We start from the raw sequence: 26,211 nt of genomic DNA on the forward strand, positions 1-26,211 counted from the left end.
GGTCTCGGAAACTGGTGTGTTCAAAAAGCTTTGGATGCTGCGCCGGTCAAGCGCAACACCCAAGATAGTGGTGGAGGGCCGGCACCAGGTTTTTACTGGATCGGGCGGGCCGGATCGGCAGCCCATTCGGCCATGGAGCCGTCATACATGGCGGTGTTCTTGTTGCCCGCCACTTCGCTCAGGGCGAACCAGGCGATGGATGCCCAGTGGCCGGTGTTGCAGAAGACGATGTTTTCTTCGCCTTCGGCCAAGCCCACGCCCTGCGCCAGGGTGGCAATGGTTTCGGGCTGGGCAAAGCTCGCATATTCGCCGCTGTAAAGGGTCGAGTGCGGGATGTTGACCGCGCCCGGGATGGTGCCAGTGACACGAACGACCGGGCTCTTGGACTGGCCGACGAACTGCTCGGTGGGGCGGCCATCGATGAGCTTGGTGCCTTTTTCAAGAGCGGCCTGCACGTCAGGGGTGGTGGCGCGCAGTTGGGGCTGAATTTCGTAGGGGAACTCAACGGGCACGGGCTTGGCGGCCTCGGCGACGCGCTCGCCGCCCTGGGCATCGTATTGGCGCCAGCCGCCATCGAGGATCGAAACTTCGTCATGGCCGAGATATTTGAAGGTCCAGTACACTCGCGTGGCGCCACCGAATTCGGAGGAGTCGGTGCCCCACGGAACGATCACGACGTGATCGTCCCCGTCGATGCCCAGATTGCCGATCAGCTCGGCGATCTCAGCTTCGGGCGGGATCTGGCCGGGGACGCCGTCGACCTCGGTGCGCCAGCCGGCGCTGGCATAGGGGGCGACTACGGCATTGGCGATATAGGGCAATTCGCCGAGGTCGGTGCCTTCGATCTCGTCACGTATGTCGATGATCTTGACGTTCTCGTCAGCGGCATTAGCCTTGAGCCAGTCGGCGGTGACCAGCGGGGTCACCTCGGCGGCCTGGACGGCGACGGGAACCGCGACCAGCATGGCGGCCGCAACCAAAGACGAAAAACGCATCCCACACTCCTGCAAAGTTGCTGAGAGCATAAGGCTTTGGGCGTGCGGAAGCGAAGTCTGGCGCTCCAAAGCCCGGGCAGAATAGATAAAAGCCTGGTTGTTTTGGCCGCCGAGCAGAGAAGAAAATTCTACTCGGCGGCAAGTATCGCCGCGGGGCGGAGTTTATTGTGCCCCGGCGCGGAAGAACTCGACGGCACCGAAACTGTCGAGCTCGGCGCGGATATGGTTGGCGGCTAGCTCGATCGGGCCGAGGCGGGCGCCGGTGATGATGACGGTGCCGGGGGTGAAGGGCAGGCCGATGCGGCTGGCGTATTCGCTGGTCCAGCGGGCCGCTTCAAGGAGGTCGGAGACTGACAGATTGGTGGTCAGCGTCTGGCTCTCGTCGCCGGCAAGTAGCTGGATTGTCACGGCAATTTTGCTGTCCGCCGCGGGCAGGGGCTGGGGGGTGCCGAGGACGAGGCCGCCGGTGACGAGGAGGTCGGCGTGCTTGGCGGCGGCGGGCCATTCGGCGTCGGCCTGAGTGCGCGAGCGGATGAATTCGAGGGCGGGGGCGATGCGGTAGGAGCCGTCATCAGCGACAACCAGGGCGAATTCGACCTCGAAGCGCAGACCGGAAAGATCAACGGTTTCAGCGCTTTGGTGAACCCAGGCCTTGGGAATGGGAGCCGCCGTCATGGTGGCGCCGGGTGACCAGGGGGAGACTTTCCAGGCGCCGATGCCACCGAGGGCGGCGATCAGTTCGGACTGGATGGCTTCGCTTTCAGCGGGGGTTTGCGGGGGATTGGCGGTGGTGCGGGGGACCGGATTGCCGGTGGTGATGGCGTCGAGCAGCTGGGTGGTAAAGGGGTGCAAACGGGGTCTCCGGGGCGGGTTGGCCGGGTTTTGGCCATGATGATGAACGCGTTCTGAACAAAATGTCAGGTGCTCGCCGGCTGGTGCGATTGCAGCCGGCGAGCGGAGTGGGTCAGGCGGCCTCGACGGCGGCCAGGGCCTGCTCGATATCGGCAATGATGTCGTCGATATGCTCGATGCCAACCGAGATGCGCACGAGGTCTTCGGAAACCCCGGCCTTGGCCAGTTCTTCGGCGTTGAGCTGGCGGTGGGTGGTGGTGGCCGGATGGGCGGCGAGTGACTTGGCGTCGCCGATATTGACCAGCCGCAGGATCATCTTGAGGTTATCGATGAAGACGCCACCGGCGTCGCGGCCGCCCTTGATGCCAAAGCTCAAAATGCCCGAGGCCTTGCCCTTGGTGATCTTCTGGGCCACGGCGTGGAAGCGGCTATCGGGGAGGGCGGCGTAGTTCACCCAGGCGACCTTGGGATGGTTCTGGAGGAATTGGGCGACCTTGAGGGCGTTGTCGCAATGGCGCTCCATGCGCAGTGCCAGGGTTTCGAGGCCCTGCAGGATCAGGAAGGCGTTGAAGGGCGAAAGGGCGGCGCCGGTATTGCGCAGCGGCACGACGCGGGCGCGGCCGATAAAGGCGGCGGGGCCAAGGGCCTCGGTATAAACCACGCCATGGTAGGAGGGGTCGGCCTGGTTGAGGATGGGGAAGCGGGTCTTGTTGGCGACCCAGTCGAACTTGCCGCTATCGACGATGATGCCGCCGATCGAGGTGCCGTGCCCGCCGATATATTTGGTGAGGGAATGCACCACGATATCGGCGCCGAAATCGAAGGGGCGGCAGAGCACCGGGGTGGCGACAGTGTTGTCGACGATCACGGGCACGCCATGGCGATGGGCGATCTCGCTGATGCGCTGGATGTCGACGACATTGCCAAGCGGGTTGCCAATGGATTCAAGGAACACGGCCTTGGTCCTGGCGTCGATCAGGCGTTCAAAGCCCTCGAAATCGTCAAAGCCGACCATGCGCACTTCGATGCCCTGGCGGGGGAAAGTGTGCTGGAAGAGGTTATAGGTGCCGCCATAAAGCTGGGAGATGGAGACGATGTTGTCGCCGGCTTCCGCGATGGTCTGGATGGCATAGGTGATGGCCGACATGCCCGAGGCGACGGCGAGGGCGCCGATGCCGCCTTCCATTTCGGCGACCCGCGCTTCGAGCACAGCGGTCGTGGGGTTCATGATGCGGGTATAGATATTGCCGGCGACCTTGAGATCGAAGAGATCGGCGCCGTGCTGGGTGTCGTCAAAGGTATAGGACGTGGTCTGGTAGATCGGCACGGCCGCGGCCTTGGTAGTGGCTTCGGCGGTGTAGCCGTGGTGCAGGGCGATGGATTCGAGCTTCATGGTTTCCTCCAGTGTTTTGTGGGCCGGTCGGCTGGTGCTGCAAGGGAGCATGCCGAAGTGAGGGCGGCAACCGCCCGGGGCGGAACAGTGTTCCCCCGGAGGGTGGCGCAGGGGAAAAGCGCCGCGGCCTAGTGGCTGTTGGCCAGACGCTTTTCGCCGGCCTCGATGCGGATGGGCAGGACGTTCTCGGCAGGCGGCAGCGGGCAGACGGCAAAGTCGGTGAAGGCGCAGGGCGGATTGATGGCCTTGTTGAAGTCGAGGACGATCGAGGTGTCGGTGACCTCCTCGCCAAACACGAAGCGGCAGGCGCCATAGGTTTCGCTTTGCGCGGTCAGGTCACGAATAACGAATTGCGGGCTTTGCGGCGTGCCATGGGTGGCGAGCAGCTCGTAAGTCGTGCCCTCGCGGGTGAACACGGCTTTGTGGGAGGCCTCGACCTCGGTCGGGATCGCCTTGGAGGTGGTGATGGAAAGCTGCTTGGGGGCGTCGAGCGCGATCCACTGGGCGGAGATGCGCCAGCTTGGATCATAGGGGAAGTATTGGATCGGGGGCAGGTCGTCGCCAGCTGATGAGGCGGTGTCGCGCACGCGCAGAGCGTTTTCGCCGTTGAGGGTGGTGACTTCGAGCAGGAGGTTTTCGGCGGTGAACCGCGGCGGGTTGGTTTTGGAGAGCGCGAGCTTAGTCGGCTCGCCGCCGAGGGGCGCATAGGTCACGCTGCCGTCGGGGCCTTGCGTCAGGGTACCGATATGGGCGGGGCCGGTGGGCAGGACGATGTCGTTATCGGCGGCGCTGCCGACCGCCACGGTGCCTTCGGAGAGCCAATCGCGGGCAATGATGTTGAGCCAGCCATCGGGGGCCTTGAGGGCGGCGAGGCGGCGGTCTTTCCAGGCGGTGTAATCGGCGGGGGCGGTGGTCATGGCGTCGGGGTCTCCAGATGCAGCCGCGGCACGCTGGCAAGCAGGCGCTGCGTATAGGGGTGTTGGGGATGGGCGAGCACGTCGCGGGTGAGGCCGGCTTCAACAATGCGGCCGCGCTCGAGAATAATGACGCGGCGACAGAGGGCCGCAACGACACCTAGATCGTGCGACACGAGCAAGAGGCTCATGGATTGGCTGAGGCCCGCCAGGAGTTCGACAATGCGAATGCGGGTGGTGAGATCCAAAGCGCTCACCGCTTCATCGGCCAGCAGCAGGCGGGGCCGGGCGACAATGGCGCGGGCAATGGCGATGCGCTGGCGCTGACCGCCCGAGAACTGGTGGGGGTAGCGGGTGGCGGCATCGGCATCGAGCCCGACGGCGGCGAGGGCGGCCTTGATCATCTGCGGATGGTCGCCTTCGACCCGGAGCGAGCGCAGGGGTTCGGCAATGACGGCCCGGATGGTCTGGCGCGGATCGAGTGAGGAATAGGGATCCTGAAACACGACCTGCGCCTGGCGTCGGAAACTGCGCATGAAAGCGCGGTTGCGCGGGTCGAGCGGGGCGCCATCGAAATGGATGGTGCCAGTGCCCGGGCGTTCGAGACCGAGAAGCAGGCGCAAAATCGTGGTTTTGCCCGAGCCGGATTCCCCGACCAGCCCGACGGTGTCGCCCTCCGCCATCTCGAACGAGATATTGTCGAGGATTGGACGGCTCCGGGTGTAGCCGAAGCCAACATTTTCAACCGTAACAAGGCTCATGGCTGGCCCTCCAGTGCCCGATCGAAGCTGCGCGCGGCGGCCAAGAGGCTGCGCGTATATTCGTGTTGGGGGGTGTTGAACACGGTGCCGACGGGACCGGCTTCCACGGCAATGCCGCGGCGCAACACGACGACGCGCTCGACCGTGTTGGCGACGACGGGCAGGTCATGGCTGATGAAGAGGAGCGCCATGTTGCGCTCGCGCACGAGACGGTCGAGCAGCTGCAGGATTTCGGCTTGCGTCGTGACATCGAGCGCGGTGGTGGGTTCGTCGGCGATTAACAGGTCGGGCCGGCAGGCCAGGGCCATGGCGATGGCGACGCGCTGGCGCTGCCCGCCCGAGAGCTCGTGGGGATAGGCACGGGCGATGCGGGCCGGATCGGGGAGGGATACTTCGCCCATCAGGGTTTGCACTGCTTCGGCGAGAACGCTGCCGGACAGGGGCTTGCCGTCGCGGCGGGCGCGGCGCGCCAGGGGCTCGGCGATCTGCTTGCCGATACGCATCAAGGGATCGAGCGCGGTCAGGGGTTCCTGGAACACGGTGGCGACAGCGGTGCCGCGCAGCGGGTTGTGCTTTTGCTCTGATGTGCCGACCATCTGCTGGCCGGCGAGATGCACCGAGCCGGTGGCGGAAAGGCCCCGCGGCAGCAAGCCGGTGGTGGCCAGCGCGGTCAGCGACTTGCCAGAGCCGGATTCGCCAATCAGGCCGAGGCGTTCGCCGCGCGCGAGGGTAAAGCTCAGATTCGAGACCAGCGTTGTCGTACCGGCCTGGATGGAAAGGTTGTCGACGGTCAGCAAGGGGCTCATCGGCTGCGCCTCGTCGGATCGGCGCGGTCGCGCAGGCCATCGGCGAGGAGATTCATGCCGATCACCAGCGACACAAGAGCGAGGCCGGGCGCGATGGCGCCGATGGGGGCGGTGTAAACCGTGGCCTGGGCTTCCTGCAGCAGCCGGCCCCAGGAGGCATTGGGCGGCGGGGCGCCAAGGCCCAGATAGGACAGCGAGGCTTCGGCGATGACGGCAAGGCCGAACTGCAGGGCGAAATTGACCGAAAGGGTGGGCAGGATATTGGGCAGGATATGGATGAGCACGATCTTGGGCCAGGAGCTGCCCGAGGTGCGGGCGGCGGTGATGTAATCCATCACCAGAACGCGCTTGGCGAGAATGCGGGTGAGCCGGGCGACGATGGCCGAAAGGGCAATGCCGAGCGCGAGGATGGCGGAGCCAAGGCTCGCCGTATCGCTCGCCGCCACCACCAGCATGGCGATGAGGAGGGTGGGGAAGGCAATGAGAATATCGAGGGCGGCGGCGAGCACGTCATCGAGCCATTTGCTGGCAAAGGCGGCGAGGAGCCCGAGGGTAACGCCGATCACCGCGCCAATGGCGACAGCGCCGGTGCCGACCTGAAGGGCAATGCGGCTGCCGATCATCAGCTGGGTCCAAAGATCGCGGCCAAGCCGGTCGGTGCCGACCCAGTGGAGAAGGCTTGGGCCCTCGAGGCGGCCGCCGGAAAAGGCGGTGGGATCATAGGGCGTCCAGACGAGGGTCAGGAGCCCGACAACGAGATGGAGGCTCACCAGGGCAATGCCGACCCAAAGGAGCAGCGCGCGCGGGCGGTGCTGCGGGGCCGCGGTGGCGGTGGTGGAAATGCTGGTCATGCGCGGGCCTCGCTGCGGGTGCGCAGGCGCGGATCGATCAGGCGCTGCGCGAGATCGGCGGCAAAGCCGATGAGCAGGACGAGGAGGGTCGAAACGAAGAGCACGCCCTGCACATTGGGATAATCGCGCTGCTGGATGGCCAGGAGCAGCATGGAGCCAAGGCCGGGAAGGCTGAACACGCGCTCGATCACCACGGCGCCGAGAAAGGTCGAGGCCAGCTCGATGCCGAGAATGGATATCACCGGCACGGCGCCATTGCGGATGCCGTGGCGGATGAGAGCCTCGGGGAAGCTGGCGCCCAAGGCGCGGGCGGTGCGCAGGAAATCGCTGCCGAGCACTTCAAGCGTGGCGGCGCGCACATAGCGCAGCAGCGAGGCGCCCATGACGAGGCCAACGGTGAGGGCGGGTAGGATCATGCCGGTGGCGGCTTCGCCAAAGCTGCTCCAGCCGCGCAGCGGAAAGCCGCCCGAGGGCAGCCAGCGCAGGTTCACGGCAAAAAGAGTAACGAGCAGAATGCCGACCCAGAACACGGGAATGGCGATGCCGAGTTGCGAGACGACCGAGATGGCGGCGCCATACCAGCGATCGGCCTTGACCGCCGAGATGATGCCGAGGGGGATGGCGAGGAGGAGCGCGATGGCAAAGCCAAGCGCGGTGAGGGGCAGGGTGACGGCGAGACGATTGCCGATTTCGGCGAGCACGGAGGCGCGGCTGACGAACGAGGTGCCCAGATCAAGCCGGGCGATATTGCCGAGGAAGGTGGTGAACTGGGTGAGGAGGGGCTGGTCGGAGCCGACCTGGGCGCGGGCGGCCTCGATCTGCTGGGGGGTGGCGCCGACGCCCAGCAGCGCATTGGCGGGATCGCCGGGCAGCAGGCGCAGCAGCACGAACAGCACCACGGCCGCGATCAGCAGGGACAGCAGCAGGATGATGGTGCGGCGGATGGTATAGGCGAGAATGGGCTGATGTCCTTTGGCGGCGATGCGACGCGCGCAGTGTAGCTGGGGGCGATGGACAAAACCACCGGCGCCCCGAAAGGGCCGGTGGGGTTATCCAATGATGGATGTGTGCTCTAGGTTCGCTCTCTGGAGAAGAGCGGGCCCAGCGGTGGCAGGGTCGACGACCCCCTCCCCAGCTCCGCTAGGGCCTTGCGGCCCAAGCTGCGCTACCCTCCCCGCAAGGGGGAGGGTGGGATGGAGCGGAGAGGCTGGCGGCGAGCGTTGAGGAAGCGCCGGGGTTCTGGCTGGTGGGTGTGCTGGCACCCCCACCCTAGCCCTCCCCTCAAGGGGGAGGGGATGGGCCGGTGTTTGCCGGTGGATCGGGGTCAGGCCGTCAGTTGGTCTTCTGGATGTCGTAGGCGAAGAACTGGGCGTTGAGGCCGTTGGTGGGGTAGCCGGTGACATTGGCGGCGGAAACGACGATCTGGGGATAGAGATAGAGCCAGTTGCTGGCGGCATCTTCGGCGATGATGCGGTTGGCTTCGGTCAGCTTTTGCGTCTGCTCGGCTTCGGAGGCGGCCGCTTCGGCGCTGGCGATCAGCTCGACCACTTCGGGGTTGTTGTAGCCCCAGTAGAAATCGGGATTGCCATAAAAGACGATGTCGCGGTGATTGACGTGCTCCTGCAGCGTCGCCTGGAAATCATGGCTCTGGTAGACCTTGGTGTACCATTCATTGGCGGTGATGATGTTGATGTTCACCGTGACGCCGATCTTGGCATATTCGGCCTGGAGGAACTGCGCCACCAGCGGATGGGGGTCGTAGTCGGGCGTATCGAGGGTGAACTCGAAGCCGTCGGGATAGCCGGCCTCGGCGAGGAGCGCCTTGGCGGACTCGACGTCATAGGCATCAACGCCGGTGAGGTCGACATACCAGGGATCGGTGGGGGGCACGAAGGAGCCGATCAGCGTGCCGTAGTCGCCCCAGACGGAGTTCAGGAGCTGGGCCTTGTTGGTGGCGCGGGCGAGGGCCTTGCGCACTTTGGGGTTGTCGAAGGGGGCGACGCGGTCGTTATAGGCGAGGATTTCCTTGGTGGTGGAGGCCCCTTCGGTGACGGTGAAGGCCGGGTTATCGGCGAACTGGGCCAGGGAGTCGGGGCTTTGCACCGAGGTGATGATGTCGACCGCGTTGGTCAGCAGCGCATTGTTGAGCGCGGTGGCCTCGGTGAAATACTGGAACAGCACGCCGCCATTGCTGGGGGCTTCGCCCCAATAGCTCTCGAAGGGGGTGAGGGCGAGGGCCGAGCCGCGGCGCCATTCGGCGAGCTGGTAGGGGCCGGTGCCGTCTTCGGCGGCGGTGATGTCGGGGGCGGCGTCGTTGACGATCCAGACATAGGAGAGATTGTAGGGCAGCGAGATGGAGCGCTGCGAGAGGGTGATCACCACGGTCTGGTCATCGGGGGTCTCGATGCCGGTGATGGTCGAAAGGCTGCGCTTGCGCGAGCTTTGCGAGGTTTCGGCAGTGACGCGCTCGATGGAGTGCTTCACATCGGCTGCGGTCAGCGGATCGCCGGAATGGAAGGTCACTCCATCGCGCAGGGTGAAGGTATAGGTGAGCCCGTCTTCCGAGACGGTGTAATCGGCCACGAGCCGGGGCTCGACGGTGCCGGCATCGGTGAGCTGGAACAGCGCTTCATAAACATTGCCGTTGAAGGCCTCGTTGATGCCCTGGCCAGCGCCCGCGGTGTTGTCGAGGTTCTGTGGCTCGTAAAGCGAGCCGATGCGGATGGTGGCGGCAGGATCATAGTCCTGGGCGAAGGCGGCGGGCAGAAAGCTGACGCCAGCAAGGAGGGCGGCGGCAAGAAGCGCAATTTTGGGCATGAGGGCTCCACGAAAAGGGTGCCGCAGCATAAGGCAGGGCGGCAGCCAACTCCATTAGCGGAAGGAAGATGGACTGCTCGCCCTGGGTTCCCCAGGGGTAGCATATTCTGCAAAACGCCGGTTTGTGGAAAGCTGTTCTCTGGCGGCTGGGGCAACCGGACGCGGGGGCGTGGGCATTGCCAAGCTGGCGGCAGCCGGGATAAGCAGCCCGCCGGGGCTGGGCGCCAAGTTCTGGTGGGTTGTGCGAGGCGCAACAACAGCAGAACGCGGTCGGATACTGCACAAGCGGCAAAGCAGATGGAGCTTTCGTCTCAATCGTGAGACGAAGCGGCGATGTTGCGCGGCTGCGCTGCAGTTATGCCGGGCCGATAGTTGCGGAGACACGGATGCATTCACTGGCGGGGCGCGGCTTTGTGGCGATCTGGAACGGGATCCCGGCCGAAGGGCGGCAGGATTTCGTCGATTGGCACCGCGAGGAGCATATGCCCGAGCGCCTCGCCATCCCCGGCTTTTTGAGTGGCACGCGCTGGCGGGCCGACGAGGCGCCGCTCGAGTTTTTCACGCTTTATACCCTTTCAGAGCCCGAAGTGAGCCGGTCGGCGGCGTATCTGGCGCGGCTCAATGACCCGAGCCCCTGGACGCAGCGGGTGATGCGCCAGTTCCAGAACAATCGGCGCTGCGTCGGCGGATTTGCCCAGAGCGCTGGCGAGGCTCCGGGCGAGCGGGTGCTTGTTGGGTGCCTCGTAGCCGAGGCTGCGGATGTTTGGGTGGCGGTGGTGGCAGAAATCGCTGCGCTGCCCGGCGTGGCGGGGTGCCATGTGGGCGTGGCCGACCAAGCCATCTCGTCGCTGCCGACCGCGGAGCGGCAGGGGCGCGATGTGGGTGAGCCGCAAGGCGTGCTGCTGGTGGCGCTGGCGCGCGATGTCGATGTGATAGCGGTGCGCGAAGCGGTGCGGCGACTGCTGCCGGTGGGCACGGAACTGGCCGGATTTACCGAGGAACTGGCGCTGCCGTGAATGGGTACCAACCGGGCCAGAGTTTGGGCAGGCCGCCCAACATTGGGGCAGGCTAACAGAACTGTCTAGTTTTTGAGAAAGTTCGCTTGACTCCGTTGGGGGCGCAGGGCTTTTGTCGAAAATAATTTGAATGAAGGGGAACCAAATGAACCGTCGTGTATTGCTTGCCAGCGTCGCGGTCCTGTCCGCACTGATCGGGGCGCTGCCCGCCGCCGCCCAGCAATTCACCGCCCGGATCGGCCACCTGGAATCGGACCAGCAGCCGCGCCACAAGGGCCTGGTGATGGTGGCCGACCTCGTCAAGGAGCGCACCGACGGCAATGTCGCGTTCCAGCTGTTCCCCGCCGGCCAGCTCGGCCAGGCCCGCGAGATGAATGAAGGCACCCAGCTGGGGCTGATGGAAGGCACGGTGTCGCCCGCCGCGTTCCTTGCCGGCTTCAACCCTGCAGTATCGATCCTTGACGTGCCATTCCTTTATCCCGCCGACCGCGCCCAAGCCAATGAGCTGCGCACCGGCGCTTTCGGGCAGGCCGTGCTCGACAGCTTTGCCCCGCTCGGGCTCAAGGCCATTGCTATCTGGCCCAATGGGCGCAAGTCGATGACTTCCAACGAGGAGATTGCCGCGCTCGAGGACTTCGCCGGCCAAAGCTTCCGCGTCATGGACAGCAAGGTGCTGATCGAGCAGTTCAATGCCGTGGGCGCCTCGGCCGTGGCGCTGCCCTTTGGCGAGCTTTACACCGCGCTGCAGACCGGCGTGGTTGATGGGCAGGAAAATGCCCTCGATACGATCGCGACCATGAAGTATCACGAAGTGCAGAATTACCTGCTCGTCTCCGAGCACGGCGCCAATGAAGACGTGGTGATGTTCAACCAGGCCTGGTGGGATGGTCTGCCGGCCGAATACCAGACCGTGATCACCGAGGCCTTCGAGGAAGTGCGCCCGCAGGTGGAAGAGCTCAAGGAAGCCGCCCAGGCGACCGCGCTCGAAACCATCCGAGCCAGCGACATCACCATCCATGAACTCGACGACGCCCAGCGCGCCGCTTTCCGCGAAGCCATGTATGGCCCCGCGCGCGACGCCTATCTCGCCAATGCGGGTGCCGCCGGGCAGGGGATCGTGGATGCCTATGAAGCGCAGTACAGCGCGGTCTCAGGGCAGTAACCCCAAGGATCAACCGGCGCCGGCAGGCGCCAGCCACAAGGCGCCAGGTTCCAACACCCCTGGCGCCTCTTTTGTGCAGAGGGAACCCGCAGTGACATGAGCCCAAACAGCAAGTTATCCAAGGCGCTGGCCGCCTGGTCGTCCCTGGAGCGGATCGCGTTGGCAGCCCTGATGCTGATCATGGTCGCGCTTTACGTCACCGGCGTGGTCGTGCGCGAACTGGTTCCCGTCTATGCGCGCAATTTCGCCTGGATCGACGAAGCCGCCCGCTATCTGATGGTATGGCTGGTGTTCCTGTCGCTAGGGCTAGCGCTGGCCGAAGGGCGCCAGATCGCTATGACCAGTTTCCTCGAACGCATGTCCCCGGGCGCCCAGCTCTGGATCCGCCGGGCCATTGATCTGTCGGGGCTGGTGCTGTCGCTTTATATCGCCTGGTTTGGCCTGCAGATGGCACTGACCGTGGCAAAGACCGGCCAGATGAGCCCGACGCTCGGCGTGCCGGCTGCCCTTTTGTATTACGCGCTGCCCGCCGGCTTTCTGCTGCTGGCGCTGCGCTATGCCATGAGCCTGTTCGGGCTGATCGATCGCTGGTCCAACAAGGCTGAGGCCCACTGAGATGTTGATTGCCGTTCTTGTTGCCGGGGCCCTGGCCCTCCTCTTCCTTGGCTTTGAAATGCTTATCGTGCTCGGCATTCCGGGCATCCTGACCAAGGAGTTCTTTTTCTCGGGCATGCCCGATTTGATCTATGGGCAGCGCATCGTCGGGGGCATCAACCATTCGACGCTGCTAGCCATTCCCTTCTTTATCTTTGCCGCCGAGATCATGTCCAAGGGGGTGATCGCGCGGCACCTTATCCAGCTGGTGGGGGCCTTTCTCGGCCATCGCCGGGGCGGCATGGGGCTGACGACGGTGGCAGCCGCGGCGGCCTTCGGTTCGGTATCGGGTTCGGCGCCGGCCACCGTGGCGGCGCTGGCCGGCATTGTTTATCCTGAGATGCAGCGGCAGGGTTATTCCGACAAGTTCTCGCTCGGGCTCATCGTGTCTTCGGCGGAAGTATCGCTGCTGATCCCGCCCTCGATCACGCTCATCATCTATGCCTGGCTGACCGGCACGTCAGTGGCGGCGCTGTTTGCCGCCGGCCTCGTCGTGGGCTTGTTCCTGGCCGGCGTGTTTTGCTGCTATGTGCTGTTTTACGCCTATCGCCACGGCATCAAGGGCGATGCGCCTCTGAGCTGGGGCGAGCGGCTCAAAGTGGTGGGGCGCGGGATCTGGGCGCTGGGCCTGCCGGTCGTGCTGCTCGGCGGTATCTATTCGGGCCTCTTCACCCCCACCGAAGCTGCCGCCGTCAGCGTGGCCTATGCGCTGATCGTCGAGGTGCTGATCTATCGCCACATGAAACTGGGCGATGTGTTCAAGGTCGCGACCGGCGCGGCGGTGACCACGGGCACGATCTTCGTGCTGCTGGCGATGGGCTCGATCGTGGCCTATTTCATTACGCTGGCGCAGCTGCCAACTCTGGTTATCGACTTTCTCGGGGCGATCGATGCGAACTGGGTGATGTTCCTCCTGATCGTCAACCTGCTGTTCCTTGTCGCCGGCATGTTCATCGATCCCAATTCGACCATGCTGATCCTCGTACCGGCGCTCTATCCGGTGGCGGTCAGCTTTGGCATCGATCCCATCCATTTCGGCATCATCGTGTGCCTCAACACCTGTATCGGCATGATCACGCCCCCATTCGGGCTCGACATTTTCGTGGCGTCCTCGACGCTCGGGGAGTCGGTGGGCAAGATCATTTCGGGCATTTTTCCCTTTGTGGTGGTGAACCTGCTGGCCTTGCTGGTGATCACCTATCTGCCCGAGATCTCGATGTTCCTGCCCCGCATGCTGGCGCCCTGACCGGGGTCACAGAGGGACAAAAAAAAGGGCCGCCCACTGGGCGGCCCTTTTGTTTTGCCGGTTGAAAACGGGCTTATTCCTTAGGGGTAGGGGAGAATTCGGAAATGCCGCCATGGGCAGCCGACCAGCTCGAGGGGTCGTTGAGGAAGCTCTCCACCTCGGTCAGGGTCTTGGCGTCGAAGTGCCCGGACTCCTTGGCGGCTTCGAGGATATCCCACCAGGTCGCGAGATAATGCAGCTCGATGCCGAGCTCCTTCATCAGGTCGTGGCTGTTGGGGAAGATGTCGTAGAAAAAGACGATGAAGCAGTGGTCGACCTTGGCGCCAGCCTTGCGCAGCGCATCGGCGAACATGACCTTGGAGCGCCCGTCGGTGGCGAGATCTTCCACCAAGAGGGTGCGGGCGCCGGCGATCACTTCGCCTTCGATCTGGGCGTTGCGGCCAAAGCCCTTGGCCTTTTTGCGCACATACTGCATGGGCAGCATCAGCTTGTCGGCGATCCAGGCGGCGAAGGGAATGCCGGCGGTTTCGCCACCGGTGACCACGTCGATCGACTCATAGCCGATTTCGGTGACGATGGTCTGGGCGGCCATATCCATCAGCGCCGAGCGCAGGCGCGGATAGGAGATGAGCTTACGGCAATCCACGTAAACCGGGCTCGCCCAGCCAGAGGTGAAGACGAATGGATGTTCGGCATTGAAGTGAACAGCGTTGATCTCGAGCATCATCCGGGCGGTTTGCCGGGCGATGGCTTTTTTGTCTTCGCTGCGGTGCAGTGCACTCATGGGAAACAGTCCTTCATCATTGCGTCATGCGGTCGCGCGAAATCGCGGCCGCCGGATGGAAGTCCAGCGCCGCAGGGTGCTTAAATCTCGATTGCAACCGGTTCGCTATAAACCGCGGCTCAAAGCCCAGTCAACTCGTTCGCCCGCAAAGAGCGGGACAATCTGGTGCTCTTCCACCGAAACGCTGGCGGGCACGGTCCAGGCGCGTTCCTCATAGGTGACGCGGGTTTGCGACGGCGCAAAGCCGTAAAAGGCGGGACCATTGAGCGAAGCAAAGGCCTCGAACTTGTCGAGCGCATTTTCCTCGGCGAAGACCTTGAGATAAGCCTCGACGGCGACCGGGGCGGAAAAGACGCCGGCGCAGCCGCAGGCATTTTCCTTGAGGTGGCGCAGATGGGGCGCGGTGTCGGTGCCAAGGAAATAGTTTGGCGCACCGCTGGTGGCCGCCTCGCGCAGCGCCAATTGGTGGGAGCGGCGCTTGAGGATGGGCAGGCAATAATAATGCGGGCGGATGCCGCCTTCGAACAGCACATTGCGATCATAAAGCAGGTGCTGGGGAGTGATGGTCGCAGCCACGCGCGGGCCGTGGCTCCTCGCGAACTGGGCGCCTTCACTCGTCGTGATATGCTCCATCACCACTTTGAGTGTGGGGTGGCGCTCGAGCAGCGGAGCGAGAACGGCGTCGATGAAGCGCGCTTCGCGATCAAAGATATCGACATCGTGGTGGACGAGCTCGCCATGGGTCAGGAGCGGCATGCCCGCTTGCGCCATGGCGGCGAACACCGGATCGAGCCCGGTGATGGAGGTGACGCCATGGGCCGAATTGGTGGTGGCGTGGGCGGGATAAAGCTTGGCCGCGGCAAAGATGCCGTCGCGATGACCGGCAATGAGGTCGGCGGGATCGGTGGCGTCGGTGAGGTAGCAGGTCATCATGGGGGTGAACTCGACCCCCTCGGGAATGGCCGCCTCGATGCGCCCGCGATAAGCGGCGGCCATGGCTGATGTGGTGACCGGGGGCACCAGGTTGGGCATGACGATGGCGCGCGCAAACTGGCGGGCGGTGTGGGGCACGACGGCATCGAGCACCGCGCCGTCGCGGAAATGCACGTGAAGGTCGACGGGCTTGCGGATGGTCAGGGATCGCATGGGGTCGGGGGCCTGGCTCAGTTGGTGGCGGTCACGGCCTTATAAAGCACATCGGTGCCTTTGATGAGATCCCCGATATCCATGGCTTCGGCGGGATTGTGCGAGCCATTGGCATTGCGCACGAACACCATGCCCGAGGGAACGCCGGCATTGGCGAACACCGCCGCATCATGGCCGGCGCCGGAGGGCAGCGTTTGCGGATCGAGGTCGCAAGCGGCGGCGGCGGCGCAGAGGCGCTCGATCACGGCGGGGTCCATGCGAGCGGGCTCGGTATAAACGCGCTCGTCGAGCTCGAAGACGACGCCGCGTTGCTGGCCGACGGCGCGGCATTCGGCGCGGAACAGTTCGTAGAAGCTTTCCAGCGTGTCGTGGCTCTGGCTGCGCACTTCAAAGGAGAACATCACTTCGCCCGGAATGCGGCTGAGGGCATGCTGGTCGGGATCGGTGCCAACAATGCCTGTGGTCACCACGAGGTCGAGGCCGCGTTCGAGGAGGACGCGCCAATGCTCGTCGAGGCGCCCGACAAGATCGGCAAAGGCAAAGACGGCATCCTTGCGCAGCCAGCGGGGAATGGTGCCGGAGTGGCCAGCTTCCCCGCGGCAGACGACGCGGCGGTGGCGCAGATTGCCGCGAATGCCGGAGACGACAGCCGCGGGCAGGCGGCGATCGATCAGCACCGGGCCCTGCTCGATATGCAGTTCGAGATAGCTGGCGGTGGTCGCGGGATCAAAGAGAGACTGGCCGGCGCGGATAGGGGCGAGGTGGATGCCGACCGAGGTCATGGCTTCGGCCAGGGTCCGGCCGGTGCCGCGTGAGCGGGCGGCAAGATCGGCGGGGGAAAGAATGCCGAAGAGGGCGCGCGAGCCGATATTGGCGCGGCCATAAAAGGCGCTTTCCTCGCCGCGCAGCATCAGCAGGCGCACGGGGGTGGTGAGCTCGCGCCCCGAGCGGGCAATGCGGATAAGGCAGGCGAGACCCGCGACGATGCCGGCGGCGCCATCGTAGTTGCCGCCCTGGGGCACGGAATCGGCGTGCGAGCCAATGAGATGGGCGGGGCGGGTGCCATCATCGCCGGGCAGGCAAACGAGGAGATTGCCGACGGGATCGATGCTGATGGCAAAGCCATGGGCGTGGGCGACGGCCGAGAAGATGGCGAGCGCGGCGTCTTCGCCGGGCGCATAGCATTCGCGGGTGATGCCGACGCCGTCGCCCGTGCAGCGGGCCAGTTCGGCAAAGATGGCGGTGGCGAGCTCATGCTCGGTGGGGAAGGCGGTCCAATCGATGTCGGCGGCGGGGGCAAGCGCGTTCATTGGGCGGCCTCCATGAGGTGGGGGAGCTGCAGGTCGGTATCGAGGGCGCCGATGAGCTGGTCGAGGCTCGTGAAGCCATGGCGTTCGCAGTATTGCGCGATGCCGGCGATCACTTCGGGCATGGTGCCGGGGCGGGTGAAGGTGGCCGTGCCGATTTGCACGGCGCGGGCGCCGGCGAGCAGGAACTCAATGGCGTCGCGGGCGCTGCCGATGCCGCCGCAGCCAATGACCGGAATGCGGACGGCGCGGGCGCATTGATAGGTCATGCGCAGGGCAATGGGCTTAAAGGCGGGGCCGGAAAGGCCACCCATGATGTTGCCGAGGGTCGGGCGCATCGTATCGATGTCGATCGACATGGCGAGGATGGTGTTGGCGACGACGACGGCATCGGCGCCTGCGGCTTCAGCGGCGCGGGCAACCCCGGCAATGTCGCCGGTGTTGGGGGTGAGCTTGGCCCAGAGCGGCAGGTCGGTGACGGCGCGCATGGCGGCGATGGCCTGCTCGGTGGTGGCGGGGCGCATGGCGAAGGCCTTGCCGTCTTCCTCGATATTGGGACAGGAAATATTGGCTTCGATGCCGGCAATGCCGGGCTGGTTGAGCTGGGCGGCCGCTTGAGCAAATTCGGCAATGGTGGGGGCCGAGATCGAGACGATCAGCGGGCTCGCAAAGCTGCGGTAAAAGGGCAGGGTTTCGGCGAGGAAATGCGCGATCCCCTTGGAGGGGATGCCGATGGAATTGAGCATGCCATTGCCCACTTCCGCCACGCGAGGGGTAGCATTGCCGCCGCGCAATTCGGCGGTGATGGTCTTGGTGACCAGCGCGCCTAGCGTGTTGAGGTCGATGACGTCGGCGAGGCCCTCGGCAAAGGTGCCCGAGGCGGGCATGACAGGATTGGCGAGGACCAGGCCTCGCCCGAGATCGGTGCGCAGGTCTACCATGAGGTGGCCTCGGCAAGGGGAAAGACGGGGCCATCCCAGCAGACGCGCTTGGACACGGTTTGCCCATCGACGGTAAAATTGCGCACGCAGCAAAAGCACATGCCCAGGCCGCAGGCCATTTGCTGTTCCATGGCGACTTCTCCGGGCAGACCCAGTTCAGCCGCGAGGCGCTGGAGCAGCAGCATGAGGCGGTTGGAGCCGCAAGTGTAAAGAGCGTCGGCGCGACCTTCGGCATGGAGGCGCCGCAGCAGGGCCTCGACATGGGGCAGCTCGCTGGTGCCATCGCTGTCGAGTACGGTCTCGACCGCAGCGCCGGCGGAGCGGAAGCGCTCCACCGAGAGCACAGCTGCGGGATCGCGGGCGCTGACGAGGGCAGTAACGGCGATGCCGCGGCTGCGGGCGAGTTCGGCCAGGGGCGCGAGGGTTGCAAGCCCGACGCCACGCCCAACCACGACAATGGAGCGGATGCCCTCGGGCAAGCTGAAGCCGACCCCCAGGGGACCAAGAATGCGCAGCGTGCTGTCGGGCGCGAGGCTGGCGAGGCCACGGGTGCCGGCGCCGGCGACCTTGTAGAGGAACTCCACCCGGCCCGTCGCGGGGTCGGCGGCATAGGTGCTCATGGGGCGGCGAAAAAACGGCTTGTCTTCGCCGATTGCCGGGCAGTCGATGTTGAAGAACTGACCCGCTTCAGCCGTGGCGGCGACACCAGGGGCATCGAGCACGACGAGCTTATATTCGGCATTGACCCAGTCATTGCTGAGGACACGCGCCGAGGTATCCGCAATGCGCGGCGTAAAATGAGCGGCGGGGGCGAGGGCGGAGATTTCATCCTGTCTCATTTTTGAGACAATGCGCAGCCCCGGGCAGGTTGTCAATGGGCCTGCGTGGTCGGTACGCCCGCGCGCTCAGGGGAAGGTCGCGGCCGTGCGCTCGATGATGCGGCGCAGGATGGCGGCGCCATCGGGGCCTTTCTTCGCCACGGCCCATTGCGCTTCGAGCGTGTCACGGAAGTGGTGCACCGCTTCGGGGGCGGTGGTGACAATGGCGATGCCCGAGGAAATATTGGGTTGATCGCCAAGGCGATAGGGCGAAAGGGTGACCGCGGAATCGGCGTCGCGCTCATAGATCTGGAAGGTCTGGCTGGGCGGCTGGCCATCGATGATGCCGATCTGCGTGCCGATGGGCTGGCGCTCGAGCGTGGTGCATAGCCGCTCGATTTCGAGACGGGCGGCCGCGCGGCGCTCGGCCTGCACTTCGCGCGGCAGATCGAGCCGCCCGACCAGACCCAAGAGCAAAAACCGCTCGATATCCTGGCTGCCGACAATGGAGACGATGGGCACATTGCGCCGGGTGGCGCTGCGGCGGCGCTCATTGAGGAGATCGAGAATATTGTCGATGGCGTGTAGAGCGGCAGGGCGGTCCCGCTCGTTTTCAGAAATGGCCTCCACCAGCATCAGGCGGAGATAATCCATGTAGTCGGGCGACAGCAAGAGGGACGAGACTGGCGAGAAATTGCCGAGGAGATAGTGCGACTTTTCTTCGAGCTGGCGCATGCGCTCGAAAAACGAAAGGGCATTACTGTAGTATTCGACGCCAACGCCCAGGAGCGATGGCAGGGATACATCAAGGAAGCGGGCGATGGATTCCAGGATCTGGACCTTGACGATCTCGCCCTTCTCGAGCCGGTAAACGGCGGCGCGAGAGATGCCAAGATGGGCGGCAATATCATCGGCGTTCAGATTCTTGCCGATCCGATGAGCGCGCAGTCGTTTGCCGATTTCCTCGAATTGGGCGGACATGCTTTCCCTTTGCGCTAAGTCTCACTTTTGATATACACGCCCGTTTCCGCCGTCCAGCAAGCGTCTGTTATGACAGGAGACCTAGAGTGCACGACCTTTATACCTGGCTTGAAGAACAAAGCGGGGGGATCCGGACCTATACCGAGTTCCACCAGAAAGTGCGCGAACTGGCCCGTCGGGATAGCGACAATGCCGCCATTCTCGCCCTGCTTGGCCGGGTGGCTGCACGCTTTGTTGCCCGGTTCGAAGGCGAGCCGTTTTCGGTGGATGATGCGAGCGCGGCGCTGGTCGAATTCAAGGCGCTGCTAAACCAGGCGATGGCGGCGATGGATGGCTCGACGGCTGAAAAATTCGCCTTTGCCAACAAGGTCGCGACCTTCGACCTGCTGGAAGCCCAGGCGGCGTAAGGCGGATAAGGGATAATGACGCGGCCGGCGCTTGGGGCGCCGGCGCGGGTGCGACCGCTGATGCGGCGACGCGGGAGTGCGCGACTGGCGCTAGAAGCGCCAGCGCCGGCGCGATCGGCACTAGCGTGCCGACGCTGGGGCGACCACCGCTATGCGGTGGCGCCGGACTACTGCATCGGTTCGAACCAGGTGGTGCCGGGATATTGGTGGGCGCGGGCGACTTCTTCGTTGAGCTCGAGCCCGATGCCCGGCCGGTCGCTGAGCGCGATCCTGCCGTTCTTGATGATCTCGCCGCCATCGGTGATGGTGGACCAGTAATCGCGGTGGAACCAATGGAACTCGAGGACGAGGAAATTGGGCACCGTGGCGCAAACCTGGGCCGAGGCCATGGTGCCGATGGGCGAGGACACGTTGTGAGGCGCAAAGGGGATTGAGTAGAGATCGGCCAGCTCGGCGATCTTGCGGCATTCCGACAGGCCCCCGCATTTGGGAATATCGGGCATGATGATATCCACCGCCTGCTGCTCGAGCAGCTTACGGAAACCGTGGCGCAGATAAAGGTTTTCGCCGGCGCAGATCGGGGTCGTGGTGCTGCGGGTGATCTCGGCCATCACATCGATGTTCTCGGGCGGAATGGGCTCTTCGAGCCACATCAGCTGGAGATGCTCGAGATCGCGGGCGAGGCGGATGGCGCTGTGCTTGTCGAGGCGGGTGTGGAGGTCACAGGCGACTTCCACCTCCTTGCCGGCGGCCTTGACCACCATTTCGGCCAGCTGCACCATGCGGTCATGCTCCCATTTGTTGGGAGTCATGTTGAAGCCGTCCTTTTCATACCACTCGGTTTCGGTGCCGGTATGGCCATAGGCGCGGATATCGAGATCGACCTTGAGGGCGGTGAAACCGGCTGCGAGCACCTGATCGACCTCGGCCTGCACCTGGTCCATGTTCATGCCGGGCGAGACTTCGCAATCGCAGTAAACGCGAATGTGGTCGCGGAACTTGCCGCCCATGAGCTCATAGATCGGCACGCCCAGGGCCTTGCCCTTGAGATCCCACAGGGCGATCTCGACGCCGGTGAGCGCGGTGATCAGGGCGCCGGCAAAGCCGCCCTCGAAGACGAGGCTGCGGCGGATTTCCTCAAAGATCGCGTCGATGGCGAAGGGGTCGCGGCCCACGAGCTTGCCCGCCAGTTCGCGCTGGATGATGGCAATGGCCTGGTGGCCGCCATGGACGCATTCGCCCAGGCCCGTGATGCCAGCATCGGTTTCGATGCGCACCCATAAATGCATGCAATGGCCCGATGTGGCCGCTGTGGTGACCGAAGTGATTTTCACGTGGTTCTCCTCCCCGCGCGTGGCTGTCCCTTGCGGTGCAGCCCAATTGTTGTGTGCAAGCTGCTCTCTCGCCCCTCTCCTCAGGGGGCGAAGAAATCCAAATCATCTTCCAGCAGGTAAGGCCGGGCGCCTTCCGGGTCGATGTCGAGCCCCAGCCCGGGCGCTTCGAGCAGATCGACCATGGAATTGGTGACGATCTGGTCGGGCAGGCCGATGACGATGTCCTCCCACCAGGGATCGGACGCGCTGGGATATTCAAAGGCGATGTAGTTGGCGGGGAGCGTGGCGCAGACATTGATGAGGGCGCCCAGCCCCAGAAGGCCATTGGCGGTGCCATGCGGTGCCATCATGATGGAATGCATATAGGCGTGCTCGGCCACCCATTTGAGCTCGGCAATGCCGCCGATATCGGCAGGATCGGGGCCGATGACGCGCACGGCCTGGGTTTCGATCAGCTCCTTGAAGTTGTGCCGGAGATAGATCTGCTCGCCGGTATGGATGGGGGTGGAGGTCGAGGTGGTGAGCTCGCGATAGGCCTGGGGGTTGACCCAGGGCACGTAATCGCCGGTCAACATGTCCTCGAGCCACATCAGATTGTATTTCTCGACGGCCTGGGCGAAGCGGATCGCATCGGGCAGGAACCAGCCGGGGCCGCAATCGAGCGCCAGGGAAACCTTGTCACCCAGCACTTCCTTCATGGCGATGACGCAATCGAGCATGTGGTTGAAAGCGTGCTCGCTGATCTGGCCCTGGTCCATGGCGCCGTGGAAGAGGCGCGGCTGGGTAACCCCATAATGGAAATCGGGAACAGCGGTTTTCATGTTGGAATGAAAACTGATGCCCTGCTTGACCATGAAGAAGTTCTGCGGCTGCTCCATCATCCATTTGACGTCGGCGGCGTAATCCTCGGGGCGGTCGCCAGTGCGTTTCTGGCGGATGGAGCCGTTGTAGACGCGGACCTGGTCGCGCACCTTGCCGCCGAGGAGCTTGTAAACGGGCACATTGGCCGCCTTGCCCGCAATGTCCCAAAGGGCATGCTCGATGGCCGAAACGGCGGCGCCATAGGGCTTGAACGAGCCGCGCTGGCGGATTTTCAGCATGCAGCGCTCGACATCGGTGGGGTCTTCCCCGATCAGCGCATCGCGGAAATGGAGCACCCAGGGTTTGAGATAAGCCTTGGTGTATTCCACTTCCCCCAGGCCATAGAGGCCTTCATCGGTGACGATGCGCACAATGGGGTGCCGGCCAATAACGGCGCAGCGCAGATCGGTGATTTTCATGGTTCCTCCTGAACCTTGTTGGCGGTGTCGCTGACCTTTCAGTCGACACCCTCCCCCGGGGGGAGGGATCAAGGGTGGGGGGCGTTCGCCCCGATATCGTGGCCCCTCCCAGCCTCCCCCATCGAGGGGGAGGTGCCGTTCAGTGGGTGGGCGCTATTTTCGCCTGGAATGGACGCTCGCCATTTTCGCTGCGCGAAAAGGCGGGGAAAGGCCTAGCCATCTTCGCTGCGCGAAGAGGCCGGGCGATTTTCCCCTGCGGGGAAAACGCCTAGCTCCACGTCCGGTCCCAGGAATAGTCGTCGTCCCACTGGTCGGTGGGCAGCCAGATGCCTTTGACGCCGTCCTGCAGGTGCTCGGCGATGACCTCGTCGACGATGTCGTCGATCCCCAGGCCCGGCTTGTCGGGCACGGTGATGAAGCCGTTCTGCACCAGGGGCTTGGGCAGGCCGGTGACGATGTCGTCCCACCAGTCGACCTCGACCGAATGGTATTCGAGCGCCATGAAGTTTTCGGTGGCGATGGCGACATGGGCGGCGGCCATGCAGGCGATGGGGCTTTCGGCCATGTGGATGGCCATGGCGATGCCCTGTTCCTGGGCGGCGTCGCCGATCTTCTTGGTTTCGAGAATCCCACCCGAAGTGAGAAGATCGGGGTGGATCACCGAAATGCCCGAGCCTAGCAGCGGCGCAAAGCCCTCGCGCAGATAGATGTCCTCGCCGGTGCAGATCGGCACGGTGGTGGCCTGCTGGAGCTCGCGATATTGTTCGGCATATTGCCAGGGGATCACGTCCTCGAGCCAGGCGGGGGCGTATTTCTCGATGCGGCGGGCGAGCCGGATCCCGCTTTGCAGCGAGATATGGCCGACATGGTCGATGGCGAGCGGGATCTCGTAGCCGATCACCTCGCGCACTTCGTGGATATATTGCTCGAGCTGGTCGAGCCCGCGCTCGGTGAAGTTGAGCCCGGTAAAGGGGTGGCGCACATTGTGGGTGTCGTAGACGGCATTGCGGGCGCGCCGATCCTCGAGCGTCTTGCCGTGGCCGCGGGGCGGATGGATGCGATAGCCCTCAAGGGAGCCCGCGGGCGCCACGACGGAGCCGGGGGTGTCGACGACCTGCATCAGCCCCAGGTCCATCTTGAGGAAGGTGAAACCCAGCGCCATGCGTTCCTTCAACCGCTTGCCGGTTTCGGTGCCGCTGGCGACGCTGGCATCGGTGTCGCAATACATGCGCACCTTGTCGCGGAACTTGCCGCCCAGCATCTGGTAGATCGGCACGCCATAGGCCTTGCCGGCAATGTCCCAAAGGGCGATCTCGATGGCCGAAACGCCGCCGCCCTGCCGGCCATGGCCGCCGAACTGCTTGATGCGGCGGAAGAGGCGATCCACATCGAGCGGGTTTTCGCCGAGCAGCCGGCTCTTGAGCATCAGCGCATAGGTGGCGCTGGCGCCGTCGCGCACTTCGCCAAAGCCGACAATGCCCTGATTGGTGTAGATCTTAAGGAGCGCGCTGATGAACGGCGCCCCCACGATTTCGGCGACGCGGATATCGGTGATGCGCAGATCGCTCGGGCTTGAGCTGGTGCGCACATTGCCTTGGATCAACTCATTGGTGTTGATCTCGTTCATGGGTCAATTCCTCCCTTTCCCACTGGGGCGCCTCCACGCGCCCGTTCCCGCCTTCAGGCGAGGTCCACCAGGTTTTCCTCCAGATAAGCCCGGTTCATTTCGATGCCGAGCCCGGGGGCCCGGTTGAGTTTGAGCGAGCCGTTCGAGTTGTCGAGCGGCTTGTCGATGAGGTGGTCGTATTTGCTCAAATTCCATTCCGAGGTTTCGAGCCGGTAGAAATTGGGCACGGTCATCATCACCTGCGCGCCCGCCACCACATTGATGGGCCCGGCCGCATCATGGGGCGAAACGGGAATGTAATAGGCTTCGCAGAGCGCCGAGATCTTCTTGAGCTCGGTGATGCCGCCGGTCCAGGTGACGTCGGGCATGATGTAGTCGGCGAGCTGGTTTTGCAGGATGGGCACGAAATCCCATTTGGTGTGGCCGCGCTCGCCCCAGGAAATGGGGCAATTGACCTTCTCGCGCACCTGCTGAAGGGCGTTGAAGCTTTCGGGCGGCACGGGCTCTTCGAACCAGTCGATATCGCCGGCCTCCTCGAGTGTGCGGCAAAGGCGAATGGCGGTGGGCACGTCAAAGCGGCCATGGGCATCGATGAGGATTTCGATATCGGGCCCGGCGGTCTGGCGGATGAGTTCGGTCAGTTCGGCGGCTTCCCGCTCATCCTTGCGCGTCATCGTCCCATCGAGATAGCCCTCGAACTGTTCGCGCGCGATGCCATTGGCCAGCACCGGTCCCTGCTGTGGGAAGGGGTCGAATTTGAGCGCGGTGTGACCGGAGGCGACGATGTCGCGGATTTCCTGGGCGACGGCTTCCGGGCTGGTGAACTTGCGCTGGTCGGGGTGGGTGTAAAGGAGAATGTCCTCGCGCACCGGGCCACCCAGCAATTCATAGATGGGCTGGCCCAGCACCTTCCCCCGGATATCCCACAGGGCGATGTCGATGGCGCTGGTGCATTCCACCGCGGCGCCGCGGCTGCCCATATAGGTGAAGTTGCGGAAGATCTTGTGCCAGATGCGTTCGATATGGGCGGGGTTGTCGCCTTCGATGATCTTGCTGATCTGGGTCAGCATGACGCATAGCGCCCGGTTGGCAACATAGGTGGTGGTGGTGATCTCCCCCCAACCCGAGACGCCCTCGTCGGTGGTCACCTCCACAAAGAGGAACTCGCCCCAATAGGATGCGGCTGACTTGATCAGCCAAGGTTTGACGCCAGTTATCTTCATTGCCTTCCTCCCCAAGGCGCCGATTGCTGTGCAGATGCGGCGCTAACTCGCCCGTGCCGTTTCGGCGGCACGCATATGTTCCAGAATATGGCGGCCCGAGCCCTCGACATGCTGGGCCACGAGCGCGGCCGACCCATCGGCATCGCCCGCCTTGATCAGGGCGATCAGCTCGCGATGCTCGCGCATGACCTGCGCGCGGCGCGCCAGGGTGAAATCAAAGCGGCGGCTGACGGCGCGCAGCACTTCGCGGTGCTTCCACCAGAGCTCGGCGGCATGGCGGTTGTAGTGGCGCTCATACATGATGGTGTGAAAGCGGGTATCGAGCTCGCTGTGGCGCAGGGTATCGGCGAAATTGTTGGCCTCGATCTCGTCCTGCACCGCTTCGAGTTGCGCGATATCCTGGCTCGTCGCCATGCCCACGAACCAGCGGGTGAGGGCCGGCTCGATCAAGACGCCGATCTCGTAGATGTCGCGCACGAAATCCTGGTCGATCGGGCGCACCCGGGCGCCGCGATTGGGGGAAATGATGACAAAGCCCTCGCCACGCAGCATCTGCAGGGCTTCGCGGATGGGGTTGGCGGAGGTGTTATGGCGCTGCGCCAGTTCGGCCACCACCAGGCGTTCGTTGGCCACAAGGCGTCCCGAAATGATGTCGTCCCGGATCTGCTGGTAAACCGAATCACCGGCTGGAGTCGCGCCGCTGGGCTCCATGCCTGCGGGCGGCTGCGCCTTGTAGTCGTTCATTGATAGTCCCGTCACTTCCATGGGTTGGCGTCGTTGCGGCAGGGCCAAGCCTAGCCAAGACGGGCCCGGATCGTACAACAAATCTTGCGGATAATGTGCAATTTTAGCCCGTTGACACATAATTTATTGTCTGCAAACCTGCCTGAGGTGGC

The 26,211-nt window shown here is 64.1% G+C and carries 25 protein-coding genes; 5 read left to right on the plus strand and 20 right to left on the minus strand.

The window, feature by feature from the left end; genetic code table 11:
* Positions 1–92: 92 nt before the first annotated feature.
* The 9 genes from AC3YMN_RS07825 to AC3YMN_RS07865 form a co-directional block, all read right to left on the minus strand.
* The gene (locus AC3YMN_RS07825; RefSeq protein ID WP_489889582.1) at positions 93–995 is read right to left on the minus strand and encodes a sulfurtransferase; all 903 of its coding nucleotides are present in this window, start codon (positions 993–995) and stop codon (positions 93–95) included.
* 162 nt (positions 996–1,157) lie between these two features.
* Entirely contained in the window at positions 1,158–1,847 is a 690-nt protein-coding gene (locus AC3YMN_RS07830; RefSeq protein ID WP_489889583.1) for an FAA hydrolase family protein, read from the minus strand.
* Between the two features lie 112 nt (positions 1,848–1,959).
* Complete coding sequence (locus AC3YMN_RS07835) at positions 1,960–3,240, minus strand: O-acetylhomoserine aminocarboxypropyltransferase/cysteine synthase family protein (protein ID WP_489889584.1); 1,281 nt, start codon at positions 3,238–3,240, stop codon at positions 1,960–1,962.
* Positions 3,241–3,368: 128 nt separating this feature from the next.
* Complete coding sequence (locus tag AC3YMN_RS07840) at positions 3,369–4,157, minus strand: DUF1684 domain-containing protein (protein WP_489889585.1); 789 nt, start codon at positions 4,155–4,157, stop codon at positions 3,369–3,371.
* Positions 4,154–4,915 carry an ABC transporter ATP-binding protein gene (locus AC3YMN_RS07845; protein ID WP_489889586.1) on the minus strand — a complete coding sequence of 254 codons (762 nt, stop codon included), beginning with the start codon at positions 4,913–4,915 and terminating at the stop codon, positions 4,154–4,156. The genes AC3YMN_RS07840 and AC3YMN_RS07845 overlap by 4 nt, the downstream gene beginning before the upstream one ends.
* A complete protein-coding gene (locus tag AC3YMN_RS07850) occupies positions 4,912–5,721 on the minus strand; it encodes an ATP-binding cassette domain-containing protein (RefSeq protein ID WP_489889587.1) in 810 nt (269 codons plus the stop codon). Before AC3YMN_RS07850 ends, AC3YMN_RS07845 begins: the two co-directional genes overlap by 4 nt.
* The gene (locus tag AC3YMN_RS07855; protein WP_489889588.1) at positions 5,718–6,572 is read right to left on the minus strand and encodes an ABC transporter permease; all 855 of its coding nucleotides are present in this window, start codon (positions 6,570–6,572) and stop codon (positions 5,718–5,720) included. Before AC3YMN_RS07855 ends, AC3YMN_RS07850 begins: the two co-directional genes overlap by 4 nt.
* Positions 6,569–7,516, minus strand: coding sequence for an ABC transporter permease (locus AC3YMN_RS07860; protein WP_489889804.1), 948 nt, complete (start codon positions 7,514–7,516; stop codon positions 6,569–6,571). Before AC3YMN_RS07860 ends, AC3YMN_RS07855 begins: the two co-directional genes overlap by 4 nt.
* Positions 7,517–7,904: 388 nt before the next feature.
* Positions 7,905–9,389, minus strand: a complete 1,485-nt coding sequence (locus AC3YMN_RS07865) for an ABC transporter substrate-binding protein (RefSeq protein ID WP_489889589.1) — start codon at positions 9,387–9,389, stop codon at positions 7,905–7,907.
* 386 nt (positions 9,390–9,775) lie between these two features.
* Here AC3YMN_RS07865 and AC3YMN_RS07870 point away from each other — a divergent pair, with 386 nt between their 5' ends.
* From AC3YMN_RS07870 to AC3YMN_RS07885, 4 genes are all read left to right on the plus strand, one after another.
* Positions 9,776–10,405 carry a hypothetical protein gene (locus AC3YMN_RS07870; RefSeq protein ID WP_489889590.1) on the plus strand — a complete coding sequence of 210 codons (630 nt, stop codon included), beginning with the start codon at positions 9,776–9,778 and terminating at the stop codon, positions 10,403–10,405.
* Positions 10,406–10,550: 145 nt separating this feature from the next.
* Complete coding sequence (locus tag AC3YMN_RS07875) at positions 10,551–11,567, plus strand: TRAP transporter substrate-binding protein (protein ID WP_489889591.1); 1,017 nt, start codon at positions 10,551–10,553, stop codon at positions 11,565–11,567.
* A 96-nt stretch (positions 11,568–11,663) separates the two neighbouring features.
* Positions 11,664–12,182: a TRAP transporter small permease gene (locus tag AC3YMN_RS07880; RefSeq protein WP_172121621.1), complete on the plus strand. Its 519-nt coding sequence runs from the start codon at positions 11,664–11,666 to the stop codon at positions 12,180–12,182.
* 1 nt (position 12,183) lies between these two features.
* The gene (locus tag AC3YMN_RS07885; protein ID WP_127754879.1) at positions 12,184–13,467 is read left to right on the plus strand and encodes a TRAP transporter large permease; all 1,284 of its coding nucleotides are present in this window, start codon (positions 12,184–12,186) and stop codon (positions 13,465–13,467) included.
* 73 nt (positions 13,468–13,540) lie between these two features.
* On the opposite strand, the gene AC3YMN_RS07890 is transcribed toward AC3YMN_RS07885, so the two are convergent.
* The 6 genes from AC3YMN_RS07890 to AC3YMN_RS07915 all read right to left on the minus strand — a co-directional run bounded on the left by AC3YMN_RS07890 (position 13,541) and on the right by AC3YMN_RS07915 (position 19,444).
* Positions 13,541–14,251, minus strand: a complete 711-nt coding sequence (locus tag AC3YMN_RS07890) for an orotate phosphoribosyltransferase (RefSeq protein WP_127754878.1) — start codon at positions 14,249–14,251, stop codon at positions 13,541–13,543.
* Positions 14,252–14,356: 105 nt separating this feature from the next.
* Positions 14,357–15,397 (minus strand): dihydroorotase, encoded by a 1,041-nt coding sequence (pyrC, locus tag AC3YMN_RS07895; RefSeq protein WP_489889592.1) that lies wholly within the window; start codon positions 15,395–15,397, stop codon positions 14,357–14,359.
* 17 nt (positions 15,398–15,414) lie between these two features.
* Entirely contained in the window at positions 15,415–16,707 is a 1,293-nt protein-coding gene (locus AC3YMN_RS07900; protein WP_489889593.1) for a hydantoinase/carbamoylase family amidase, read from the minus strand.
* The gene (locus tag AC3YMN_RS07905) at positions 16,704–17,645 is read right to left on the minus strand and encodes a dihydroorotate dehydrogenase (RefSeq protein ID WP_489889594.1); all 942 of its coding nucleotides are present in this window, start codon (positions 17,643–17,645) and stop codon (positions 16,704–16,706) included. The genes AC3YMN_RS07900 and AC3YMN_RS07905 overlap by 4 nt, the downstream gene beginning before the upstream one ends.
* Entirely contained in the window at positions 17,639–18,484 is an 846-nt protein-coding gene (locus tag AC3YMN_RS07910; protein WP_489889595.1) for a dihydroorotate dehydrogenase electron transfer subunit, read from the minus strand. Before AC3YMN_RS07910 ends, AC3YMN_RS07905 begins: the two co-directional genes overlap by 7 nt.
* A gap of 66 nt (positions 18,485–18,550) precedes the next feature.
* Positions 18,551–19,444: a helix-turn-helix domain-containing protein gene (locus AC3YMN_RS07915; protein ID WP_172121616.1), complete on the minus strand. Its 894-nt coding sequence runs from the start codon at positions 19,442–19,444 to the stop codon at positions 18,551–18,553.
* 86 nt (positions 19,445–19,530) lie between these two features.
* Here AC3YMN_RS07915 and AC3YMN_RS07920 point away from each other — a divergent pair, with 86 nt between their 5' ends.
* Positions 19,531–19,851 carry a hypothetical protein gene (locus AC3YMN_RS07920; protein ID WP_489889596.1) on the plus strand — a complete coding sequence of 107 codons (321 nt, stop codon included), beginning with the start codon at positions 19,531–19,533 and terminating at the stop codon, positions 19,849–19,851.
* Positions 19,852–20,018: 167 nt separating this feature from the next.
* On the opposite strand, the gene AC3YMN_RS07925 is transcribed toward AC3YMN_RS07920, so the two are convergent.
* The 5 genes from AC3YMN_RS07925 to AC3YMN_RS07945 form a co-directional block, all read right to left on the minus strand.
* Positions 20,019–21,185, minus strand: coding sequence for a mandelate racemase/muconate lactonizing enzyme family protein (locus tag AC3YMN_RS07925; RefSeq protein ID WP_489889597.1), 1,167 nt, complete (start codon positions 21,183–21,185; stop codon positions 20,019–20,021).
* Between the two features lie 80 nt (positions 21,186–21,265).
* On the minus strand, positions 21,266–22,465 hold the full coding sequence (locus AC3YMN_RS07930; RefSeq protein WP_489889598.1) for a mandelate racemase/muconate lactonizing enzyme family protein: 1,200 nt from the start codon (positions 22,463–22,465) through the stop codon (positions 21,266–21,268).
* Positions 22,466–22,733: 268 nt separating this feature from the next.
* Positions 22,734–24,092 (minus strand): mandelate racemase/muconate lactonizing enzyme family protein, encoded by a 1,359-nt coding sequence (locus AC3YMN_RS07935; protein WP_489889599.1) that lies wholly within the window; start codon positions 24,090–24,092, stop codon positions 22,734–22,736.
* A gap of 53 nt (positions 24,093–24,145) precedes the next feature.
* Positions 24,146–25,315, minus strand: a complete 1,170-nt coding sequence (locus AC3YMN_RS07940) for a mandelate racemase/muconate lactonizing enzyme family protein (RefSeq protein ID WP_489889600.1) — start codon at positions 25,313–25,315, stop codon at positions 24,146–24,148.
* Positions 25,316–25,357: 42 nt separating this feature from the next.
* The gene (locus tag AC3YMN_RS07945; protein WP_489889601.1) at positions 25,358–26,059 is read right to left on the minus strand and encodes a GntR family transcriptional regulator; all 702 of its coding nucleotides are present in this window, start codon (positions 26,057–26,059) and stop codon (positions 25,358–25,360) included.
* Between the last annotated feature and the right edge of the window lie 152 nt (positions 26,060–26,211).

The sequence above is a fragment of the Devosia sp. Z11_6 genome (genome assembly GCF_058133665.1).